Raw genomic sequence first — 23,155 nt, 5'->3', positions numbered from 1 at the left:
TTATTAATGTTATTAAGGCATAATTGAACTTTTAATTCTCACCTTTTTGTCCTAATTTTGAATTATGGAACTGGTATTAAAGTTAAATCAAAAGCAGCTCAAAGTTTTCACCGATCTTGCCGAAAAGCTCAACATTAAACATTTTGTTGTTGATGATGAAAAAGAAGATGCGGCAATTTATAATGCCATGCAAGATGGCGACCAGCGTGTTGCTGAAGAGCCGGAAGCCGATGCATTTAACAAATGGTTGGACGAATGAAAATCCAATACTCCAAACAGTTTATAAAAGATTCAAAAAAAGATCCTCAATATAAGGCCTTACTCAGGGAGTCCATTCACAGTTTTCAGAACGCATCATCACTTTCTTAAATGAGCATTTACGAGAGGATTTTCATGATTTTTCCCCTAAATTTTATCACTTAAAGTCACTTATTTTGTTGCATCAATAAAAAAAACGAATGAGCAGTCTGGAAAAATACTTCGAAAAATTCAGAAAAAATATTGTTGGTATCGACCAGGAATTTGAAACTCCTTATGGCAAACAGAAAATCAATTATGGCGATTGGATTGCCAGTGGCCGTTTGTACCGCCCTATCGAGTGTAAAATTACCGACACCATTGGTCCGTATGTTGGCAACACCCACACCGAAACCAGCGAAACCGGACTGCGCATGACACACGCTTACCACAAATCGCATCAGCTGATTAAACAACATGTAAATGCCGGGCCAAATGATATTATTATAACTGCCGGTTTCGGGATGACTGCTATAATCAACAAATTTCAGCGAATTCTGGGATTAAAATACTGTGTTAAAGTTGCAGGAAAAACCTGTATTGCCGAGCGTGAAAAGCCGGTGGTTTTTCTTACACACATGGAGCACCATTCCAACCAAACATCGTGGTACGAAACCAGTGCCGACGTGGTTGTGGTTGAACCCGGCGAAGGCTTACTGGTTGACACCGACAACCTGCGCAAAGCATTAGAAAAATATAAAGACCGCAAGTTTAAAATTGGTTCGTTTACCGCTTGTTCGAATGTAACCGGAGTGCGTACGACCTATCACGAAATGGCGAAAATTATGCACGAATACGGAGGCGTTTGTTTCATCGATTTTGCAGCCTCTGCACCTTACGACGAAATAAATATGCACCCCGAAGATCCCATGGAAAAACTGGATGCCGTGATGTTCTCGCCGCATAAATTCCTGGGAGGCCCCGGCTCATCGGGCGTAATAGTTTTTGATGCCAGCATGTATAAAAACACCGTTCCTGACAACCCGGGTGGCGGTACTGTTGACTGGACCAATCCGTGGGGGAAATACAAATATGTTGACGATATTGAAGCCCGCGAAGACGGTGGAACGCCGGGTTTCCTGCAATCGATACGTACAGCCCTTTGTTTTGATTTGAAAGACCAGATGGGCATTGAGAATATCCGCAAACGCGAAGAAGAATTATTGGAACGTGCATTTAGCGGACTCGATTCCATAAAAGGATTGAATATTCTGGCCGATAATGTACGCGACCGACTGGGCGTAATTTCATTCTATGTTGAAGGAATTCATTACAACCTGCTGGTGCGTTTGTTAAACGACAAATATGGTATTCAAACCCGCGGAGGTTGTGCCTGTGCCGGAACTTACGGACACTTTCTGTTGGAAGTATCGCTGGAGCAGTCGGAGGAAATTACCGATAAAATCAACCACGGCGATCTTTCGCAAAAACCGGGCTGGGTGCGCTGGTCGCTTCACCCAACGATGACCAACGATGAAGTTGATATTATGATCGACGCATTAAATGATATCGTAACGAATATTAATGAATACGAGAAAGATTATAACTACGTAAATCGCACCAATACATTCTGGCACAAAGATGAAAAAGATGACCAGAAATTGCTGAACAAGTGGTTTACGCTTGAACATGAGTAAGCAATCAAGCTGCTTCTATTTTCGCTTCCCCAATTTAGTAGCCACAAAACTGATAATAAGTATTTGTATCGGGTGGAAGATCATAATTGGCAGCAACATTATTCCGGTAGTTGCCGATTGCTGAAATAATATTTTTGCAAATACGGTTCCGTGTACCAACGACTTTTTTGTTCCACAAAATTGTGTTGTAATCTGATCTTCGATAGCAAATCCCAGTAACTGCGAAACTTTTAGCGTTAGAAAATAAATCGCATAAAAAAGGATGATTACAGCCGTTACAATTAGAGCCAGATCTATAGCATCAACCGCACTAAAAACCTTGTTTTCGAACGAATGTGAAAAGCTTTTAAATATAATCAGCAGAATCACCGATTTATCAAATAGTGTGAGGTAACGACTGTATTTCCGGGCATAATCTCCCCAAAAACGCTGTAGAAAAACACCTATAATTACCGGGAGAAGAATCTCTGTTAGCAGCTTGAAATATATTTCTCCAAGGTTAAAATCGATGGTGGTCTGTGTTAAAAACAGTCCCATCCAAAGTGGCGTTAGTACAATACCAATCAATCCAGAAATACTGGCGTTAAAAATGGCCGCCGGAATATTTCCTTTTGCAATTGAAACCATCACTACCGACGAAGAAACAGTTGACGGTAGCGCTGCCAAAAATAAAAATGCCAGCCAAATCGTTTGTCCGTTTTCGGTTTTTATAAAAGGATAAAAGGCAAGAACAATCAAGGGAAAAACCAAAAAAGTAGTTGTTTGTACCACGATATGTAGTTTCCAGTTTTTTAGCCCCATTTTTATATCGCGTGGACTGAGTTTCAACCCATAGAAAAAGAAAATCAGCGAAATTCCAATACTCGCAATTAAATCCAGAGGTATGCCACTTTCCGGACTTCCAATTCCGGGAAAAAACCAGGCCAGAATTATAACACCAATAATGGCTAAAACGAATTTGTCTATTTTCATTATATAATAGTGTATAACTGATGCGGCAAAACACACGCAGCAGCGCCGGTAAAAATACCCCCGAAAATTTCTTTTCCAAAATAAATAGTAGGCGAAAGATTTGAGCACTCATTTTATGAACACCATTTCAATTGATTTTCTACCTTTGAAAGGTATGACAAAGAAATACGAAAACGGGTTGGTTTTAAGTGGTGGCGGAACGCGCGGGTTTGCCCATTTGGGCGTTATTGCGGCACTCGACAAACTGGGTATTCAGCCCGATGTAATTTCGGGAGTTAGTGCCGGCGCAATTGTTGGTGCTTTTATTGCCGCCGGAAAATCGCCCGAAGAAGTACGCGATATTTTTAAACGTGGCTGGTTTTTTCAATACACCAAAATACATTTGCCGGTTGACGGTTTGCTAAAGCTCGATGGCGTAAAGGAAATCCTGGAAAAAGAAATAGCCCTTAAAAACATCGAAGACCTTAAAACACCACTTTACGTTTGTGTCTCGAACCTGAATAAAGGAACGGTTGAATACCACAACAGCGGAAACCTTGGCGATACGGTACTGGCCTCGGCCTCTATTCCTGTTATTTTTGCACCCGTTGAGCTGGGCCGGTATTTATATGTCGATGGTGGATTGATGGATAATATCCCCGTTGCACCCATCCGAAAAGATTGCCAGCGCCTTATTGTATCAAACATCAGCCCGATAAATCCGAAGGCGAAAATGAAAAACCTGATACAAATTGCCACACGAACGGTTTATATGAGCGTAAATCAGAAACTGGAGGAAATAAAAAAACAGGCTGACTTTTATATCGAGCCAAAAGGAATTGACGAATACGATGTATTTCAGCGAAAACACGCCGATGAGCTCTTCGACCTGGGCTACAAAAAAACATTGGAAGTTCTGAAATAAAAAAAAGCCGCTCCGGAAATTCCCGAAACGGCTCAGCAAATATATCTTTAAGATTATCTAGTCAAATAAATTCTCATCCCTGATGATCATTAAAATTGCCGAATGTGGTAAAATAATGTACTTCTCGTTATTAAACTCAATTTCGTGTCCGCTTTTATTTAAGTAAATAGCCAGGTCGCCAATGTGCGTTTGAAGCGGCACATATTTCACTTCTTCCTTTTTTTCTTTCCACGCTTCGTCTTCATCGTTAACCGCCGGAATCGGGTAACCCGGTCCAACTTTAACGATATAACCACTTTGCACTTTCTCGTTCTCCTGAACCGATGGCGGTAAATACAAGCCCGATTTGGTTTTGCCCGACGGATTTTTGGGTTTCACCAAAACACGGTCGCCCACCATTATAAATTTTTCCAGATCCTTTTCTTCAATTACTAACGACATAAACAATACATTTTTTCTGTTGACAAAGATACAAGTTTTCGAATTTGCTGTGAAAAAAGTTAATCGTTCAAAAATTTTTTTTCTTCAAAATTGAAATGAGTTTCCATACAAGCACTTACCTTTTTTCGATCTGTTTAACTTTTTATTCGACTTTTCAACTCAAAACTAAAACGCCTATCAATCTCTCTTTCTGCACATTACTGACTTCACTCAAAAATAATTTCAAAAAATATACTACTTTGTTTTGCATAGTACCATTTTTTGTACTTATATTTGCAATACAAAGTTCAGGTTTTTAACCAGTACATTTTTAAAAAAAGTTCTAAATTTTTGTAACGAATCATATTTTAGGTCGTCTTAATATCGAAAACAAGAAAACAGAACGAGAAAACAAGAAACAAAAAAGTCGAAGCAACAAAACAAGAAAACAAAAACGAAAGCAGGAGGAAAAGTCATGAAAACAACAAACAATGTTCAGAAAGCAATCACAAAATCACTGGCGGTTATTATTAGTTTGGTTTTGATCAGCATTACAGTAAATGCACAAGATTTTTGGAGAACCGTAATGGAAAACAACAGCTTCAGCCAGATAGCCATGGCAATGACAGATAACACTGAAGCCAGCTCAGCATCAGCCGATGCATCAGCAACTACAGATATGAGTGCCTATGCCAGGTATGCAGCAGTTGAAGCAGAAGAAGCATTAGACGTAGAAAACTGGATGCTTGCAGAAAACAATTTCTTTACAACAGTAAATGTAGAAACAGAAGTTGAGGAAGCACTTGAAGTAGAAAACTGGATGACCAACGAAAGCTACTTCGACGGAATGGCAAGCTATTTCAATGAAGAAACTGAAGAAGCATTGCAAGTAGAAGAGTGGATGACAGACACTAATTTCTTCGGAGTACTCTCTGTTGACGTTGAAGAAGAAACCGAAGCAGCTTTGGAAGTGGAAGCTTGGATGACCGACGCAAAAACATGGAACATCTAATTACGAATAACTCACCAAACAAAAAACCGCTGCTCTTTAATCAGAGCGGCGGTTTTTTGTTTATTGAAACTGCCATATGGAACACAGTGGGGAATCTTTAGCCTGATAAATGTTACAGATTTCTCCTCATCCTTCGTCGAAATGACAATGGTTTTTAACAACCTATCTACGTTATCGGATAATCATCATGAATATCTGTCAAAACTTCGCAGCCGGTTGGCGTAACCAAAACCGTATGCTCGAACTGTGCCGACAGTTTATTATCAATAGTTCGTGCTGTCCATCCATCGTTTTTATCGACCACTGCTTTGGGTTTTCCCTGGTTAATCATCGGCTCAATGGTAAAAATCATTCCCGGTCTCATTTCCGGCCCCGTATTTCTTCGTGAGGCATGATCGACCTGCGGCTCCTCATGAAAATCGATACCAACACCATGGCCGCAAAACTCGTAAACCACGCTGTAGCCCTGTGCTTTGGCATAGCGTTGAATTACAAAACCGATATTCCCGAAGCGGTTACCCGGTTTCACCTGCTCAATTCCAAGATCGAGACAGTGGCCGGTAATATCAATCAAATCTTCAGCCTCCTGGCTTATATTTCCCACCGTAAACATGCGCGAAGTATCGCCGTAGTATCCGTTCAAAATAGTGGTGATATCAATATTCAGAATATCGCCTTCTTTTAAAACGGTTTGTTTTGATGGAATGCCGTGGCAAATCACATTATTTAACGAAATACAACTTGATTTTGGATAGCCATTATACCCTTTGGTTGCAGGAACAGCCCCATGGGAACGAATAAATTCCTCCACTTTATCATCGATATATTCTGTGTTTACTCCTTCTTTTACGAACTGTCCAGCAAATTCAAGCGTTTTTGCTGCCAGTCGGGCACTTTGCCTGATGCCTTCTATTTGCTCCGGAGTTTTAATTATTATTTTTCCCATAAAACTTTTTAATTTGCCACAAAATTGAACATTTGTTGTTGATTTTCAAAAACCGAACAATAAATTTGCGAAAAAGTTTACAAAAAGAATGAAGTCGGAAGCACAAACAGAAAGACCACTTGCAACTTCGCACTTCTGAATTCTAATCGTTTTAGTATGAAACACAAGCAGGAATTATCTACAAAATCATATTTCGTTAGTCGTTTTGGCCAACTTTCTACCTCCTTTCTTTTTTGGCAAATTCAGGACATTGCCTGGGAACATGCCGAAAAATTAGGTCTCGGTTTCGATAATCTTCAAAAAGAAAAACAGTTTTGGGTGTTATCGCGCTTGCTGGTGAAGATAAAACGCCGCCCCGAATGGGGAGAGAAATTTACGGTTGAAACCTGGCCTGCCGGAATTGACGGACTGCTGGCTCTTCGCGATATTCATTTTATTGATGCCAACGGCGAAAGTATTATTAAAGCTACAACCAGCTGGTTGGTGCTCGATCAAAACACCAAACGTATTGTAAAACTTGAACTCGGCTCCATTCCGGTACATGACGAACGGGTTCTGGAAATGAATGCCGGAAAAGTAAAACCGGTTAAATCCGACGATGAAGTGGTTTTCACCCCGGTGCTTTTTAATGAGATCGACGTGAACCAGCATTTTAACAGCGGACGTTACCTCGAACGCATTATCGACAGCTACGATTTTGATTTCCACGAACAGAATGAACTCATCGAATTTGAAGTGAATTTTGTAAAAGAAGGCACTGAAAACGACCAACTGGGAATTAAGAAACAAATACTGGATAAAAATAATCATATTTGTAGTGTTGTTCGTGAAAGCGACGGAGCCGACCTGATACGCGCCCGGCTTGTTTGGAGCCCGCGGAAACAGGCTTTTTAACGCAACAGTTCTTTAAAACAATCACAGTCTCTTTTTCTTTTGGGAATAAGTAAGACGAAATGATCAAAAAAAAATCAGGCAATTTCAAACGTTTGCAGTGATTTTGAGTAGTTTATTTTGAATTATTTATACAAACAAAAGCCTATAATTAAAGATTTATTAAGGCTACAAATACTTAAAAGAAAATGAAGCGATTACTTTTGATTCTTGTGCTTGCCGTTGGCACACTCTTTAGCCACGCTGAAGAAATTACCTCTCCGAACGGAAAAATGAAACTTACCTTCGATTTATCGGATGGAACACCGGTTTACAAACTTCAATTGGAAGACAAAACCATTATCAAAGCCAGCAAACTCGGTCTCGAATTAAAAGATGCCGAACCACTGTTAAGCGGATTTACCCTTGCCGACAGTAAAACCTCTGCTTTCGACGAAACCTGGAAACCAGTTTGGGGCGAACAAAGCGAGATTCGTAACCATTACAACGAACTGGCTGTAACCTTAAACCAACCGGCTACCAACCGAAAAATGATCATCCGTTTCCGTGTTTTTAACGACGGATTGGGTTTTCGTTATGAATTCCCGGAGCAAGAAAACCTGATTTATTTTGTGGTGAAAGACGAACGCACTGAGTTTGCCATGAATGGCGACCACACGGCGTTCTGGATTCCGGGCGATTACGACACGCAGGAATACGATTACACCCAGTCAAAACTGTCGGAAATTCGCGGATTGATGGAAAAAGCCATCACACCAAACACATCGCAAACGCCCATTTCGGCAACAGCTGTACAAACAGCTTTAATGATGAAAACCAACGACGGTTACTACATCAACCTGCACGAAGCAGCACTGAAAGATTATTCGTGCATGCACCTGGAACTCGATGATAAAAACATGATTTTCAAATCGGTTCTAACACCCGATGCACAAGGAAATATGGCCTACATGCAGGCGCCTTGCACAACGCCCTGGCGCACAGTAATCGCAAGCAAAAAGGCAGGCGATATTTTGCTTTCAAATATCACCCTTAACTTGAACGAGCCTTGTGCATACGACAACACCGATTGGATTAAACCGGTAAAATATGTTGGCGTTTGGTGGGAAATGATTACCGGAAAAAGCTCGTGGGCATACACCAACCTGTCAAGTGTAAAACTGGGCGAAACAGACTATTCAAAAACAACACCCAACGGAATTCATGCTGCCAATACTGCGGAGGTGAAAAAATACATTGATTTTGCAGCAGAAAATGGTTTGGATGCGGTTTTGGTAGAAGGCTGGAACGAAGGCTGGGAAGACTGGTTCAACAAATCGAAAGACTATGTTTTCGATTTTGTAACGCCCTACCCCGATTTTAACGTTGCCGAACTGCGCGACTATGCAAAAAGCAAAAATATACACCTGATGATGCACCACGAAACATCGAGTTCGGTGCGCAACTACGAGCGCCATTTGGATACGGCATACCAGTTTATGGCCGAGAACAACTACAACTCGGTAAAAAGTGGTTATGTGGGCGATATTATTCCGCGTGGCGAATACCATTACGGACAGTGGATGGTGAACCATTATTTGTACGCGGTAAAAAAAGCGGCTGATTACAAAATTATGGTGAATGCACACGAAGCGGTTCGCCCAACCGGATTATGCCGAACTTACCCGAACCTGATTGGCAACGAATCGGCTCGCGGAACCGAGTACGAAGCTTTTGGTGGAAACAATGTAAATCACACCACCATCCTACCGTTTACACGTTTGGTTGGTGGCCCGATGGATTATACGCCGGGAATTTTCGAAACGCATGTGAGCGAATATAATCCTGATAACAATTCGCAGGTGCGTACCACCATTGCACGCCAGCTGGCCTTGTATGTTACCATGTACAGTCCGCTGCAAATGGCTGCCGATTTACCAACAACGTACGAGAAATACATGGATGCTTTCCAGTTCATAAAAGATGTAGCGCTGGATTGGGACAAATCGTTGGTATTGGAGGCAGAACCGGGCGATTACATTACCTACGCCCGCAAAGAAAAAGGCAGCGAAAACTGGTTTGTAGGCCGCACAAACGACCAGGAAACCCGCACCTCGAAAATCAGTTTTGATTTTCTGAATCCGAATCAGAAATACATTGCAACAGTTTATGCCGATGCAAAAGATGCCGATTGGAAAACCAATCCACAGGCATATGAAATCAAAAAGTATGTGGTAACGAGTAAGTCGGAATTAAAACAACAATGTGCTCCCGGCGGCGGTTATGCAATTAGCATTATCCCGGCGGCTAACAAGGCGGAGTTGAAAGGATTGAAGAAGCTGTAAGCGAAATGAAGTAAAAACATCACTTCAAACGATATATTAAAATGAAAGCCACCGGCCTGTTGCCGGTGGCTATTATTCGTAAAACCAATTCCGGCCTCCCCGGAATAGTATCTTTTATTAGTCATTTACTTATTGAAACACCTATCCGTTATTAATAAGTAAAAGTGAAAGACAGTGAATTGATTGAAACGTATCATTCGTTTTAGTTGATCGATTAAAAAGGTATTATGCCAATGGAATATCCAGGTATTTCAGTAATAACTTTATTTGTCTGTTTCAGAGCAATCTACTGTCTTCCTACAATTTAATTGACTTTAAGAAACCCATCACCGGCAAAACCGGCAACGGGCTTTCACCAAACTATGCTATACTAGTAACCCGGATTTTGCACCAATTCCGGATTAGCATCCAATGCAGTTTGCGGAATAGGGAAAATAAGGCATTTTTCAGGTGTAACGTCTTTCCACCCTGGAATTTCATCCAGGAATGTTCCGAAACGAATCATATCCTGGCGTGCTGAAATTTCCCATGCCAATTCAAAACGACGTTCTTTGTATACATCATCCAAAGTAACGCTCGAGTATAATTTATCTGCACCATCAAATGCCCGTGCTCTTAATAAGTTTATCAATCGGGTAGCCTCGGCATTATCTTCATTTAAGCGCACCAAAGCTTCAGCCTTCATCAAATAAACATCTGCTAATCTGAAAATAGCCATATCATTTTCCATGTCTCCGTTCAGGCCACTTTCAAAATCCCATTTCGAGCAGCGTGCTCCTTCTTCCTGCTCAACCTGTCCCCAGCCATCTTCATCAAGGTTGTATTTTATCTCAATATCGATGGTATGAATCAGTTCTCGACCATGAGCAGTAACAAGAACTGAACCATCGGTATCGTGCATTGGTCCTGTTAAAAATGACCAATCAATACGTTTATCATCATCGTCATAATCTTTAACATACTGGGGCATAGCACTAACACCATTCCATGTGCCCACATTTAGGTTTAGCGGAATAGGATCTAAATAGTGCAATGTTCTTTTATGAATATGATTGCCTCCATCTGCAGTACTAAAAACAATCGGGAAGATTATTTCTTTTGAGTTTTGGTTTTGCACAACAAAACTGGCTTTAAAATTAGGCTCCAGCACGTAGTCCATTCCCATTACTTCATCACAGGCAGCAATACATTCCTGCCATTTAGGGCCACCTTCAGGATACCAAACTTCAGCATTTAAGTACATTTTTGCCAGAAGAGTGTTCACCACTCCCTTGGTAATTTTACCATAACTTGCTGCAGTTACATCATCACGAACGATGTCTTTAATGGCATTCAGTTCACTTAAAACGAACTGATATACATTACTTCTCGATTCGGTAGCCGGATTTGATGTGTCGTTAAAATCGGTTACAACCGGAACGTTTCCGTAGTAGTCGAGCAGCAAGTAATACCAAAATGCGCGTACGCCTCTAATTTCTGCAAGGATTTGTTCTTTATCGGCAATGCTCTCATTTTCCTCAATCATCGAGTAAATCTTATTACAGCTCGAAATACTTTCCATTGCTGAATTGTATGAATCGCGAACTAAACTGGTATTAGGAGTCCAGGTGTGTAGTCTTAATTCTTTAAACTGGCCACCATCCCACCAGTCGCCTCCTTTTCGTGTTGGAGTAATCGCCATATCGGCCGAGCACTCGCTTAAAAGGAAATAATTGGAAGGGAATACACCTTTGAGTGTACGATATATTGGGGCAATAAGAGAGTTTATTTGCATTTCAGTATTTCCAAACTCATCTACGGGCAGTTTATCAAATACTTCTTCGTCCAAATCAGTACATCCTTGATATAAAAATGAAAGAAAGAAGACGAAAACAAGTGAAAATATTTTTGTTTTTTTCATAATTCAAAATTATTTAGGTTTAGAAACTAATGTTTACACCCAAGGAAACAGTCCTTGATTTTGGATAATATTCACGTCCTTCAACACCAGGATCGAGGCCGGCCATTTCAACTTCCGGATCTAAACCGGTATAGTTGGTTATAGTAAACAGGTTTTGTCCGGTAACGTAAACTCTTAGCTTTCTTAAATACTCAATCTTCGATACGTCGAAACTGTAACTCAGGCTTAAATTATCTAATTTAAGGAAGGAACCTTTTTCGATGTAATAGCTACAATATTTTGGGTTATCGGCCAAACCGATAGTTAACGCGTCGTGTAACACATTTGCTCCGGGTAGCCACTGAGTTGTAGCATACGACATTTTTGAGAAGTTTAACAGGTCGTTGCCATAAACTCCCCTAAAGAAGAAGTTCAACTCCCATTTTTTATAGTTAATGATATTTGAAATACCATAAGTTAACTTAGGCTGAGCAGAACCAATATAAGTACGGTCGTCGTTGGTTAATCCGGGTTCTCCGTCAATCATGTCATCCATGATGTACATGCCATCCTCATCAAGCCCTTCGCAAAGCCAGCCATAAAATGTACCAACTTCTTTACCTTCTTCAACAATGTGAGTTGTATTATCAGAACCACCACGAATCCATGCCGAACCTGTTAAGATTGAGCTTGTTGAGAACTCGTCATTAGATAGTTTTGTAATTTTGTTTTTGTTGTGAGCGAGATTTATCGATGTAGTCCAACGAAAATCGTTCTTTCTGATAATGTCTCCACTAATTAAAAACTCAAATCCTTTATTCGACATAGAACCAACGTTTGCCAACATATCAGGATACAAATAAGGAGGAACCGGCACCTGATAGGTGTACAGCAAGTCCTTGGTCTTTTTGTTGTAGTATTCGATGGTACCACTCAATCTGCTATTCAGGATATTATAGTCAACCCCAATATTAAACATCGATGTTTCTTCCCATTTCAGGTCCTCATTGGCATTCTGACTGATTTGATAAGCTCGGTACCATTTACCATTGTCGTAATACTGGCCTGAACTTCCGTAAAGCTCCAACGATTTATAAGGATCGATACCGTCCTGGTTACCAGAAATACCATAACCTACGCGTAATTTTAATTCATCGAGGAAATCGGCATTTTGCATAAACGACTCTTCATTGATTCGCCAGGCAGCAGAAACCGATGGGAAAGTTGCCCATTTGTGATTCGCTCCAAATTTCGACGAACCATCGTAACGAAGCGATGCAGTAAAAATGTATCGCATTTTATAGTTGTAGTTGGCCCTGCCAAAAAACGAAACCAATTTGTTCATATTGGCTCCCGACCAAACATCTGACGGACGAAGGTTTTCGCCTGCTCCTAAATTATTGTATTCAAAAAAGTCGGTTACAAACTGGCGGTTTTGAGCACCTGAATTTTGGTATTCATTTTTCTCATATGAGTAACCCGCCAACAAACCAATTTTATGATCGTTAACCGACTTTTCATAATTCAATGTTGTTTCCAACAGGTTTTTATCAGCAGTCCAGTTCGAACGTTGTGCATATCCCTGGTCGTTCCGGCCTCTTTCTGTTTCCGAGTTGTAATATTGGCCGTAATCATTTGTTTCGCGTTGTTTGTGCAATTTAACTCCAGCTTTTAAACCTTCAACCAAATCTAACTGCACATCAACATTTCCGAAATAAAGATTTCGTTTATTCAGCTGAGTATTATATTCGATATTACGCACCGGGTTTCCCTGGTCGTACTCTTGTGTGTCGAACCAGGTTCCATCATCAAATTTTACAGGAGCAACAGGAATCATATTGTACGCCAATACAAAATTACGGGTATCTGTTGGCGAGTAATCACGGGTTGTAATAGCACCGGTAAATGAAACATTTAACTTATCGCCCAATGCCTTTTGGTTGAAATAGAAACGTGCGTTAAAACGTTCCATTTCGTTATCGTTTACAACTCCTTTTTGATCGAGGTAAGATATTGATGCCCGATAGTTACTGGTTTTTCCACCACCAGAGAACGAAAAGTTATGATTCTGGCTGACACCGGTACGCATAATTTCATCAAACCAATCGGTATTTGCTCCCAGGTCAAGTCCTTCGGTATTTATACCATTGGCTGATGTATAATCGCGCCATTCCTGTGCAGTAAGCACATCGGGAACATTTGTTACCGTACTGGCAGCCACGTATCCATCGTATTCAATTATACTTTCGTTGGTTTTTCCCTTTTTAGTGGTGATCAGGATTACTCCACTGGCTGATCGAGAACCATAAATGGCAGCAGCAGAAGCATCTTTCAAAACACTAATTGATTCAATATCCTGTGGAGCAACCGATGACATGCTCAATCCGGGAACACCGTCGATTACAATAAACGGCTGGCTACTACCGGTTAACGAAGATGTACCGCGCAAACGGATGGTTTGTTCAGAGGTTACATCGCCACTTCCCAACGTAATGGAAAGACCGGCAACCTTACCTTTTAAAAGATCAACTGCATCCTGCGTCAATCCTTTGTTAAAATCTTTTTCCGATACATTACTGATCGATCCGGTAACTTCTCGTTTTTGTTGGGTTCCGTAACCAATTGCCACAACTTCATCAAGCTGCATAACATCCTCCAACAAAGTGACATTAAATAACGATTGTGTTCCGATTTCTACTACCTGAGTTTGAAAACCTACAAAAGAAAACAGGAGCTTCGCTGCATCAACAGGAACATTTAGCTCGAAATTACCATCAAAATCGGTAACGGTTCCGATTGTAGTTCCTTCAACAACAACCGACACGCCGGGAATTGGCCCTCCGTCAGTATCGTTTACAACTCCCGAAATAGTTTTGGTCTGTTGATCCAGTATTTTATCAAGTACTTCGGTTTTATTGGTAATCGCAATTTGGCGATCGCTAATGGCAAAGGTCAGGTTCGTTTGGTTCAATGCCTGTTCCAGCACATGCTGAACCGATTCGTTACTAACTTCCACATTTACACGACGGTTTGGATTTACAATATCGTCAGAATAAACAATTATAAAATCGCTTGATTTTTCGATTTGATGAAACACTTGTTTTAGTGTTACATCATTCAGTTGCATCGAAAACTTTGCTGTTTGTGAATAAGAGTTTGCTGTTGCGGCAAACAAGGTAGTTAGTAGTAGGATAGTTGTTAGCCTCATAATAAGGAAAAGTTTTTTGACATGCCGCGACTGCACGGCTCTGCCATTTTTACAAATTTTATTCATAAATTTAAAGCGTTTAATTAAAGATGTTAATTAATTATTCTCTTGAACCGGCAGGTGGTGCGAACACTTTCCGGTTCATTATTTTTTGTTAGATAGTTTTACTTGGTTTATTTACATAGGCAGTATTGTTTAGTATGGTTTTACAATAAAATAATCTCCGTTTTGTTGTTTACCCCAGTCGATGGGAACAAAGGATTGAATAACATCCAGAACTTCCGAAATATCACCTTTCAGATCTAGTTTCCCGGATATTTTATAAGTACCTATTAGCGGATCTTTTATATGTATTTGCTTATTGTAATATCTTTCCAAACGCCTAACAACACGGCTTAAGTCCAATTTATCGCAGTCAAACATTCCTTCTTTCCACGATGTGTAAGTGGCCACATCAACATTGTTTACATAGTTTACACCACTTTCTTTATCGAGATAAAACATTTGATTGGGCTCCAACACCATTTTGTTCTTTCCGGAAAGCAAGCCTTTGCTTTTTGTTTCAATGCTTACCGAACCGGTTACCAAAATGGTTTGAAACATTTTATCATCGGGATAAGCCAACACATCAAAACTTGTTCCCAGCACCTCAATGTCAGCATGCTCAGTTCGAACAACAAAAGGCACCTTCGCATTATGCGCAACATTAAAGTAGGCTTCACCGATAAGTAAAACCTCGCGTTGCCGCTCTTTAAACACCGATGGATAAACCAATTGGCTACCGGCATTTAACCATACCTGTGTACCATCAGAAAGTGTTACCTGTGAGCTTTTACCGTAAGGAATAACTACCCGGTTAATCGTTGGTTCTGCTTCTTTTTTTGCTTGCCGAATTGTATCATTATCAATAATTACCTGTTCTCCGGTGGCATCGTATTTTATTTCCGATTCTTTCGAGTTTAATGGTACGGATTTACCATCGGATAAGATAATCTGTGCTTCATTAAAGTTTAGCGGCTTATTTTCTGCAATCGTAAATTCGGTTTCTTCGGTGGCGTTGTTATACAAATAATAACTCAATGCTCCGGTTGTAAAAACAAGCACAAAAACTGCAGCATATTTTAAAACAGTCAGAAAACTAAAACGCTTCTCTACTGATTTATGCTTTACGTTATTCCATATGGCAAATACCTCTTCAAGAGTAAGATCTTCACTTGTAAACTTAAAATGATTGTAGATTTCAACGGCCTCCTCTATTTCGTTCTTTTTTTCAGGATGTTCTTCAACAAAAGTGTCCCAGAACATTTCTGCATCATGGTCTGATTTTAATAACCATTCTACAAATGAATCGTCGTTTAAAAAATCTGTTGAGCTATATAATTTGTATTTATTCATTGCATTAACAGGCTGTTCGAATCTTTCTTATGAATTAAACCACTGCATTTAATGGCTTCCACTACAGCTATAAGACGGGAGTTTGCAAAGTGTTGATACTTTTTCTTCACAAATTTACATGTTGAAAAACATGCGGCTGCAATTATGATGTTTGCGCCAATAAAAAGTACAGGAAATTTGAAATACGCTTTTTGTCGCTTCTCATCACATTTCTTATCTTTTTTACGGCCCGGTTAATTAATGATCGAGACGATTGTACTTCCAGGTGAAGTACTTCCGCAATCTCTTTGTGGCTTAATCCAAAATAAAAGCGCAGATACAATGCTTCCTTCTGCCTGCTTGTAAGCGATTCGATAGCCGACCGAACTGCCAGTGTTTTTTTCGAATAATTATCATGTTCAAAAGCCTGGGTATCCAGTTTTTCAAAGCCTACTTCGAAACGATAGTCGCCACGTTCCATAACCTGTTCAAACCTACTCGACCGAATGGTCTCCCGTATAATTTTCCGCTTTAAGGAGGTAAACAAATAGGCTTTTACGTTGTCAGTTGGACTGAGTTTTGTGTGGGTTTGAAGAAGTGTTATAAAAAGATCCTGGATACAATCTTTTATCAACGATCTGTCAACGCTGAATTTGCAGCCAAATGCGTATAAGTCATTAATATTGGCCAGGTATATTCTTGACAGCGCTCCCTGGTTACCATCAAGAAACTCCATCCACAGCTTTGCATCTTCTTTCTGATTCGGATACATTTAGGCAATGTTAGTTAGTTGTTTACAAAGGTATATTTTTTGAAAAGTAAAAAAAACATACCACCTGTTTCACCTAAAAACAAGATATGCGGGGAACAAATAAACACCCTTTTCAGTTCAAGAAAATACTCCCTGGGGCCTTCTATTTTAGCCGGTATTGCTGCCTAATTTCCGCTCGCTCCGCCTCATCCAGCGATTTCATATACCCTTTCCAGCCCGGGCACCAATTGATGTGCCAGCGCCAAAAACGGCCGGCAAACGATTTCGGTTTTTCATCGTACTTTGCACGAAGCGAACAATCTGCACAATTTGATTCAGCCATGATAATTCGGTTTAAATAGTTAGTGATCGTTATTTTTCCCTTTTTACGAAGGTTGTTCTAACAGTTTCAAAATTTCACCAACTTTTTCATCCATTGGCAGGTGGCCGTTAATCCAGTGTATTTTTGTGCCCCGCTTTTCCATGCCTCGGAACCAGGTCATTTGTCGTTTGGCAAACTGGTGAATGGCAATCTCCAACTTGCTGAACATTTCATCAAAAGTCAATTCGCCAATTAAATGCAGGGTCAGGAATTTGTATTCCAGTCCGTAGTAAATCAACTGCTCAGGCGTTAAACCCGAATCGAGCAATTTCTGCACCTCATCCAGCATGCCTTCATCCAACCGCTGTTTCAAGCGGGTTGTAATTCGCTGGCGGCGCATTTCGCGGTCGAAATCAATGCCCACATTCAGGCTGTTTATTTCCGGCATTTCCGAATCCTCCTGCGGATGGTTACGATAATAATGTTCTATTTCTATGGCACGAATAGCGCGGCGGTCGGTTTCCACATCGGTTTCGTTGTGCAGCTCCGGTTTAAGATTTTTTAGAATTTCGGTAAGTTCCTCCAGCGATTTCCCTTCCAGCTCTTTGCGTAATTCTTTATTTGGCGGCACCTCTATTAACCGGTAGTTTCGCAGCACCGCCTCAAGGTATAAACCACTGCCTCCGCACAACACCGGAAATTTTCCGCGCGATTGAATCTCCTGAAAAACCCGAATAAAATCGGTCTGAAAACGATATACATTGTAATGCGCCCCGGCATCTTCAATATCAACCAGGTGCGACGGCACTTCAACGCCATCAACAAAATAATCCTTGTAATCTTTTCCGGTACCCAAATCCATTCCGCGATAAACTTGTCTGGAATCGGCCGAAATAACCTCGCCATTCAATTTTGCAGCTAAATGCGCTGCCAGTCCTGTTTTCCCTGTTGCTGTTGGGCCTAATATTGTTACTAAATTGGTTTTCAAAATTCCGTATTTTAGCTACAAAATAACAAAATATTAGTGGCTTATCCATTCAATAACTACTTTTTAAATAATGCTGAAATAGCTGTAACTTTGAGCGCATATCAGAAAAGAAGCAAAATGATTAAAGAAGCATGTGTAGAATCGTTTTTTGAAGCCAAACAAGCACAAGACAACGGAGCCAACCGCATTGAGTTGTGTTCCGACCTGGCAAACGACGGGTTAACGCCCGATTTTGAAACGATGAAAAAAGCCTGTTCCGAATTGGATATTCCGGTAATGGTAATGGCTCGTCCGCGGGCAGGGAATTTTGTGCATTCGGCCGATGAAGTTGAAGAAATGAAAGCGGCAATTGATCAGGCTAAAGAAGCCGGAGCTGCCGGTGTGGTTTTTGGGTTATTAACGCCACACAATAATATTGATGAAGCCAATACCCGCCTGCTGGCCGAATATGCCGAGCCGCTTCCGGTAACTTTTCATAAAGCAATTGATGAGCTGGATGATCCGGTAGAAGGTGTTCGCATTTTAAAAACCATCCCGAATATTAAACGTATTCTTAGCTCGGGCGGCAAAGCAACAGCGCTTGAGGGGCAGGAAGTAATTCGCAAAATGATTGCCGAAGCCGAAGGAAAAATTACCATTCTGGTGGCCGGCAAAGTAAGCCATGAAAACGTTGTCGAAATTCAACAAATAACAGGCACCACAGAATTGCACGGCCGAAGAATTGTTGGCGATCTTAGTTCATAAAAAAGATTGAAAGTTGAACATAAAATACCTGATACCAATGAAAAAATTAATGTTGATATTCCCGGTTTTTCTGGCATTATTGGTAAATGCGCAGTTGGAACATGAAATTACCGATTACGAATGGCCAACCGACCAGGCTGTACTGGATAAACTGGAAGACTGGCAAGATTTAAAATTTGGCTTGCTAATGCACTGGGGCGCCTACAGCCAGTGGGGCATTGTGGAATCGTGGTCGATTTGCCCCGAAGATTACGGTTGGTGCGAACGAAAAAAAGGCAGTAATCCCAACGATTATTTTACCTACAAAAAAGAATACGAAAACCTGAAGCTGTCGTTTAACCCAACCGGTTTTAATCCTGAAGACTGGGCAAAAGCGGCTGCCGATGCAGGAATGAAATACCTGGTGTTTACAACCAAACACCACGACGGATTTTGTATGTTCGACTCGAAATACACCGATTATAAAATAACCAGTCCCGAAAGTCCGTTTAGCACCAATCCGAAAGCCAACATCGCCAAAGAGGTTTTTGATGCCTTCCGTAACGAAGGACTGTGGGCAGGTGCTTATTTCTCGAAACCCGACTGGAATAGCCCCTATTACTGGGATCCGAAATTTCCGCCAATGGACAGGAACGTAAACTACGACCCGGCAGTATATCCTGAAAAATGGGAAAAATTTGTACAGTTCACCCAAAACCAGATTATGGAATTGATGAGCGATTACGGTAAAATCGACATCCTTTGGCTCGATGGTGGCTGGGTTTCAAAAAAATCGCCTGAACAAATTAAAAACTACTATAACCGCGTTGCTGAAAACGCAACATCAGGATTTCCTATTTCGCGCGCTGTTAACCAGGATATTCGTATGGACGAAATTGCGGCCAAAGCCCGCGAAAAACAACCGGGATTGATTGTTGTTGACCGTGCCGTAAAAGGGCCAAACCAAAACTACCTCACCCCGGAAAACAAAGTGCCGGAAACACAACTTCCGTATCCGTGGGAAAGCTGCATAATAGCAGGCGGCGGCTGGTCGTGGGTGCCCGATGCAGTATTTATGACACCTAAACAAGCCATCCACATGCTGATTGACATTGTGGCAAAAGGCGGCAACCTGTTGTACAATATTGCTCCGGGACCGGATGGAAGATGGCCCGAAGGTGCTTACAAATTATTGGCTGCAATGGGCGACTGGATTGATGTAAACGGCGAAGCGATCTACTCAACACGCGCCATTGCGCCTTATAAAACGGATAACATTTGCCTCAGTCAGCAAAAAGATACAAAAGCAGTTTATGCACTTTATCTTGAAGAAGAAGATGGCAGTGGTCTTCCCGAATCGTTTACGGTAAAAGGAATAAAAGCGGCGAAAAATGCCCAACTGACCCTGCTGGGTGCCAAAGGCAATTTAAAATGGCAGAACACCGACGAAGGTGTGAAAGTGACAATTCCTTCCAGCATCAGAAAAAACCTGCCTTGCGATTTGGCCTGGGCGGTTAAAATATCGGCAGTGGAATAATTCGCAACTTTTCCAAAGTACGAAACTTCGGAAAAGCTTTTTTACTCAAAGACCTTCAAGGTTTTAAAAACCTTGAAGGTCTTTCTTTTCTCCAACCATTTTTCCCAACACAAACACGAGGTCATCCAGCCGGAAATGAATATTACCACCCGGAAACAGAAAAAACGGGGCGGAAATGAAATTTACGCCGTCATGTTGCATTTCCGGACGGTTTTTTGCATTTCCGGATGGTTTTTCCTACTTCCGGATGGGACGATCGCATTTCCGTGCGGTTTTTTACATTTCCGGACGGTACAATTGCATTTCTGACAGGTTTTTTGCATTTCCGGACGGTTTTTCGCGTTTTCTGATGGTACAATCGCATTTCCGGACGGTTTCAAGAGGGGCTGTCCATAAAGAAAAATTATTTTAGAAGAAACTTACAATTTATAATCAACTTTTATTTTACCCCTCGAAACCTCCCCTACTGGGGATATCTACGGTGTACACACAACTTAAATATTCCCATTTTCAAATGATTCTGTAACGATTTTTCGTTCGGAACAAGCTGACCAATTCTAATCAATTTTAGACGCCGAACGATTTTTTATCGATCTTTTACCCGGCGCTTTGTGTCTTCGTAAACTCAGCCACTCGCACCGGGCTATTGCCTGTCGCCAACTTCGGGGCTTTAAGCACCAAAGGTGCGTAATCAATAGCCCGGGGGAAGCACCCGCAGGGAGCGCAGCCCCGGGGATAGAAGAGAAAAATGAAAAAGGCGCAACTGCTACCGGTTTTTGAAATACAACCCTACCTTGCGCCGCATATTAAAAGTCGGCTGTAAAGCAGGCCCCCTAGAATAGTTGTGTGTACACCGTACACAGGGGATAAAGGGTGAAAATCCTGGTGGTTACTTACAAATTGCAAAATCAACCTAAATCAAAACAACTTTTTGGACAGCCTCTTTAAGTAATCAATCCCTCGTCTTCATCAGTTTACCCCAACATTAACAATCCCTCTCCAAACATGCTCTACAACATGTTTTCTGAAAATTTGCCCTATTTTCGCGCGCTTTAATTGCAAAAACAATTAAACGAATAGTCTTTTTGAATTTTTAGTATTAATCCCCCGGAACGAGACTTCAGGAGCAGCCAAAAAGCCTCTCCTCCAACCAGCCACGGGGCTGGGGTCTCCCACCTTCCGGGTTTTCCACAACAGCAAATAAGCAGAACAGATGAAGTTTGAATTTAAGTTTATAGATAAGAAACAGGGAAGCATTAAAGATGATATCCTTTCGGGGTTAACCGTGGCACTGGCATTGGTACCCGAAGCGGTGGCTTTTAGTTTTGTGGCAGGCGTGTCGCCAATTGTTGGTTTGTACGGTGCCTTTATGATGGGGCTGATTACTTCGCTGTTCGGAGGCCGCCCCGGAATGATTTCGGGAGCCACAGGAGCGATGGCCGTTGTTATGGTAAGCCTGGTACAACAAGGTAACGCCATGGGCGACGGACAAGGTTTGCAGTACCTGTTTGCCACCCTTGTTCTGGCCGGAACAATACAGGCACTTTTTGGCTTTTTCAAACTCGGAAAGTTTATTCGACTGGTGCCGCACTCGGTAATGATGGGTTTTGTAAACGGGCTGGCTATTGTTATTTTCCTTTCACAACTGAATATGTTTAAAACCGGCGGCGAATGGCTAAGCGGAACACCACTTTACACCATGCTTGGTCTGGTGGCACTAACCATGGCAATTATGGTTCTTCTGCCAAAACTAAGCAAAGCCATACCGGCTGCGCTGGTTGGAATTCTGGTGGTTACCGCCATTGTTATTTTCGGAAATATTGAAACAGAAACGGTACGAAGCTTTATTCAGAGTGGTGGCGGCGACAGTATTAAAGCCGGCCTGCCAACCTTTAATGTGCCTTTGATTCCTTTTAACCTGCACACCTTAGAATTGATTTTTCCTTATGCCTTAATTCTAGCTGCCGTTGGACTGATAGAATCGTTAATGACACTGAACCTGGTTGACGAACTAACCGAAACACGTGGTAGCGGAAACCGCGAAGCCGCAGCACAGGGATTGGCCAACATTGTTAACGGATTTTTTGGAGGAATGGGCGGTTGTGCCATGATCGGGCAAAGTATTATCAATATAAAATCGGGGGGCCGCGGCCGCTTGTCGGGCATTTTTGCAGCTGTAATGTTGCTGGTTTTTATTTTGTTCGCCTCGTCGTATATTGAAATGATTCCGATTGCAGCATTGGTTGGAGTAATGTTTATGGTGGTTATTGGCACCTTTGCCTGGAGCACCTTCAAAATCATCAATAAAATTCCACTTTCCGACCTCATTGTAATTATCCTTGTAACAGGTCTCACGGTAATTTTCGATCTGGCAATAGCTGTTTTGGCAGGAGTAATTGTGTCGGCACTGGTATTTTCGTGGGAGAATGCCAAACGTATTCGTGCCCGTAAAAGTGTTGACGAACACGGCATTAAACACTACGAAATTTTTGGCCCGCTGTTCTTTGGTTCCACGGCGCTTTTTCAAAGTAAGTTTGATGTACACAACGATCCGAATGAAGTGATCGTTGATTTTAAAGAATCGCGTATTGCCGATCAGTCGGCCATTGAAGCCATTAATAAACTGGCCGAGCGTTATCAAAAAGCAGGAAAAACTATTCACCTGCGCCACTTAAGCAAAGATTGTATTAAACTGGTAAAAAAGGCAGAAGCTATTTGTGATGTGAATGTGGTGGAAGATCCAAACTACTTTGTGGCCATCGACAACTACAATAAGTTAATGAAGCTGCAGACGAAATTGAATGAAAATGCAACCTCGTAAGAATTATGAACGCTGACGACGCTGATTCTTCTGATTTTCGAAGCAAAAAAGGATGAGGCTGTCCAAAAAGTAAAATTGGACAGCCTTTGTTTTTATTGTCCCTTTAAGATTTGTATCTTAAAGGTGGATATGACAATAAGATCAAACGT

General features: G+C 41.4%; 18 protein-coding genes. 9 read left to right on the top strand and 9 right to left on the bottom strand.

The window, feature by feature from the left end; all coding sequences use genetic code 11:
• The first annotated feature begins 64 nt into the window (after positions 1 to 64).
• Entirely contained in the window at positions 65 to 259 is a 195-nt protein-coding gene (locus BMW53_RS10585) for a hypothetical protein (RefSeq protein WP_038556130.1), read from the top strand.
• A 199-nt stretch (positions 260 to 458) separates the two neighbouring features.
• The gene (locus tag BMW53_RS10580) at positions 459 to 1,934 is read left to right on the top strand and encodes an aminotransferase class V-fold PLP-dependent enzyme (RefSeq protein ID WP_038556133.1); all 1,476 of its coding nucleotides are present in this window, start codon (positions 459 to 461) and stop codon (positions 1,932 to 1,934) included.
• A gap of 15 nt (positions 1,935 to 1,949) precedes the next feature.
• On the opposite strand, the gene BMW53_RS10575 is transcribed toward BMW53_RS10580, so the two are convergent.
• Positions 1,950 to 2,906: a bile acid:sodium symporter family protein gene (locus BMW53_RS10575; RefSeq protein WP_038556136.1), complete on the bottom strand. Its 957-nt coding sequence runs from the start codon at positions 2,904 to 2,906 to the stop codon at positions 1,950 to 1,952.
• Between the two features lie 154 nt (positions 2,907 to 3,060).
• On the opposite strand from BMW53_RS10575, the gene BMW53_RS10570 reads away from it, so the two are divergent.
• Positions 3,061 to 3,810, top strand: coding sequence for a patatin-like phospholipase family protein (locus BMW53_RS10570; protein WP_074780643.1), 750 nt, complete (start codon positions 3,061 to 3,063; stop codon positions 3,808 to 3,810).
• A gap of 57 nt (positions 3,811 to 3,867) precedes the next feature.
• Here BMW53_RS10570 and BMW53_RS10565 read toward each other — a convergent pair whose 3' ends face one another.
• Positions 3,868 to 4,251, bottom strand: coding sequence for a co-chaperone GroES (locus BMW53_RS10565; protein ID WP_038556140.1), 384 nt, complete (start codon positions 4,249 to 4,251; stop codon positions 3,868 to 3,870).
• A 454-nt stretch (positions 4,252 to 4,705) separates the two neighbouring features.
• On the opposite strand from BMW53_RS10565, the gene BMW53_RS10560 reads away from it, so the two are divergent.
• On the top strand, positions 4,706 to 5,242 hold the full coding sequence (locus BMW53_RS10560; RefSeq protein WP_038556143.1) for a hypothetical protein: 537 nt from the start codon (positions 4,706 to 4,708) through the stop codon (positions 5,240 to 5,242).
• Between the two features lie 166 nt (positions 5,243 to 5,408).
• Here BMW53_RS10560 and map read toward each other — a convergent pair whose 3' ends face one another.
• The gene (gene map, locus BMW53_RS10555; RefSeq protein WP_051567603.1) at positions 5,409 to 6,188 is read right to left on the bottom strand and encodes a type I methionyl aminopeptidase; all 780 of its coding nucleotides are present in this window, start codon (positions 6,186 to 6,188) and stop codon (positions 5,409 to 5,411) included.
• Positions 6,189 to 6,344: 156 nt separating this feature from the next.
• Between map and BMW53_RS10550 the strand changes: the two genes are divergently transcribed.
• On the top strand, positions 6,345 to 7,082 hold the full coding sequence (locus BMW53_RS10550; RefSeq protein WP_051567604.1) for an acyl-[acyl-carrier-protein] thioesterase: 738 nt from the start codon (positions 6,345 to 6,347) through the stop codon (positions 7,080 to 7,082).
• Positions 7,083 to 7,267: 185 nt separating this feature from the next.
• Positions 7,268 to 9,403, top strand: coding sequence for a glycoside hydrolase family 97 protein (locus BMW53_RS10545; protein ID WP_038556146.1), 2,136 nt, complete (start codon positions 7,268 to 7,270; stop codon positions 9,401 to 9,403).
• A 370-nt stretch (positions 9,404 to 9,773) separates the two neighbouring features.
• Here BMW53_RS10545 and BMW53_RS10540 read toward each other — a convergent pair whose 3' ends face one another.
• From BMW53_RS10540 to miaA, 6 genes are all read right to left on the bottom strand, one after another.
• Positions 9,774 to 11,303 (bottom strand): RagB/SusD family nutrient uptake outer membrane protein, encoded by a 1,530-nt coding sequence (locus BMW53_RS10540; RefSeq protein WP_038556149.1) that lies wholly within the window; start codon positions 11,301 to 11,303, stop codon positions 9,774 to 9,776.
• A gap of 19 nt (positions 11,304 to 11,322) precedes the next feature.
• A complete protein-coding gene (locus BMW53_RS10535) occupies positions 11,323 to 14,490 on the bottom strand; it encodes a TonB-dependent receptor (RefSeq protein WP_038563858.1) in 3,168 nt (1,055 codons plus the stop codon).
• Positions 14,491 to 14,685: 195 nt separating this feature from the next.
• The gene (locus tag BMW53_RS10530; protein WP_038556153.1) at positions 14,686 to 15,885 is read right to left on the bottom strand and encodes a FecR family protein; all 1,200 of its coding nucleotides are present in this window, start codon (positions 15,883 to 15,885) and stop codon (positions 14,686 to 14,688) included.
• Positions 15,886 to 16,027: 142 nt separating this feature from the next.
• On the bottom strand, positions 16,028 to 16,636 hold the full coding sequence (locus BMW53_RS10525) for an RNA polymerase sigma factor (protein ID WP_038556156.1): 609 nt from the start codon (positions 16,634 to 16,636) through the stop codon (positions 16,028 to 16,030).
• 142 nt (positions 16,637 to 16,778) lie between these two features.
• Positions 16,779 to 16,958, bottom strand: coding sequence for a hypothetical protein (locus BMW53_RS10520; protein ID WP_038556159.1), 180 nt, complete (start codon positions 16,956 to 16,958; stop codon positions 16,779 to 16,781).
• A gap of 43 nt (positions 16,959 to 17,001) precedes the next feature.
• On the bottom strand, positions 17,002 to 17,925 hold the full coding sequence (miaA, locus tag BMW53_RS10515; RefSeq protein WP_051567605.1) for a tRNA (adenosine(37)-N6)-dimethylallyltransferase MiaA: 924 nt from the start codon (positions 17,923 to 17,925) through the stop codon (positions 17,002 to 17,004).
• A gap of 117 nt (positions 17,926 to 18,042) precedes the next feature.
• On the opposite strand from miaA, the gene BMW53_RS10510 reads away from it, so the two are divergent.
• From BMW53_RS10510 to BMW53_RS10500, 3 genes are all read left to right on the top strand, one after another.
• Complete coding sequence (locus BMW53_RS10510) at positions 18,043 to 18,669, top strand: copper homeostasis protein CutC (protein ID WP_038556165.1); 627 nt, start codon at positions 18,043 to 18,045, stop codon at positions 18,667 to 18,669.
• Positions 18,670 to 18,706: 37 nt separating this feature from the next.
• Entirely contained in the window at positions 18,707 to 20,185 is a 1,479-nt protein-coding gene (locus BMW53_RS10505) for an alpha-L-fucosidase (RefSeq protein ID WP_038556168.1), read from the top strand.
• A gap of 1,213 nt (positions 20,186 to 21,398) precedes the next feature.
• A complete protein-coding gene (locus tag BMW53_RS10500) occupies positions 21,399 to 23,006 on the top strand; it encodes a SulP family inorganic anion transporter (RefSeq protein WP_038556171.1) in 1,608 nt (535 codons plus the stop codon).
• The last annotated feature ends 149 nt before the right edge of the window (positions 23,007 to 23,155 follow it).

This window comes from Draconibacterium orientale (genome assembly GCF_900111425.1).
In the GTDB taxonomy this organism is placed as follows: Bacteria; Bacteroidota; Bacteroidia; order Bacteroidales; family Prolixibacteraceae; genus Draconibacterium; species Draconibacterium orientale.
This window is presented reverse-complemented; position numbering and strand designations above follow the sequence as displayed.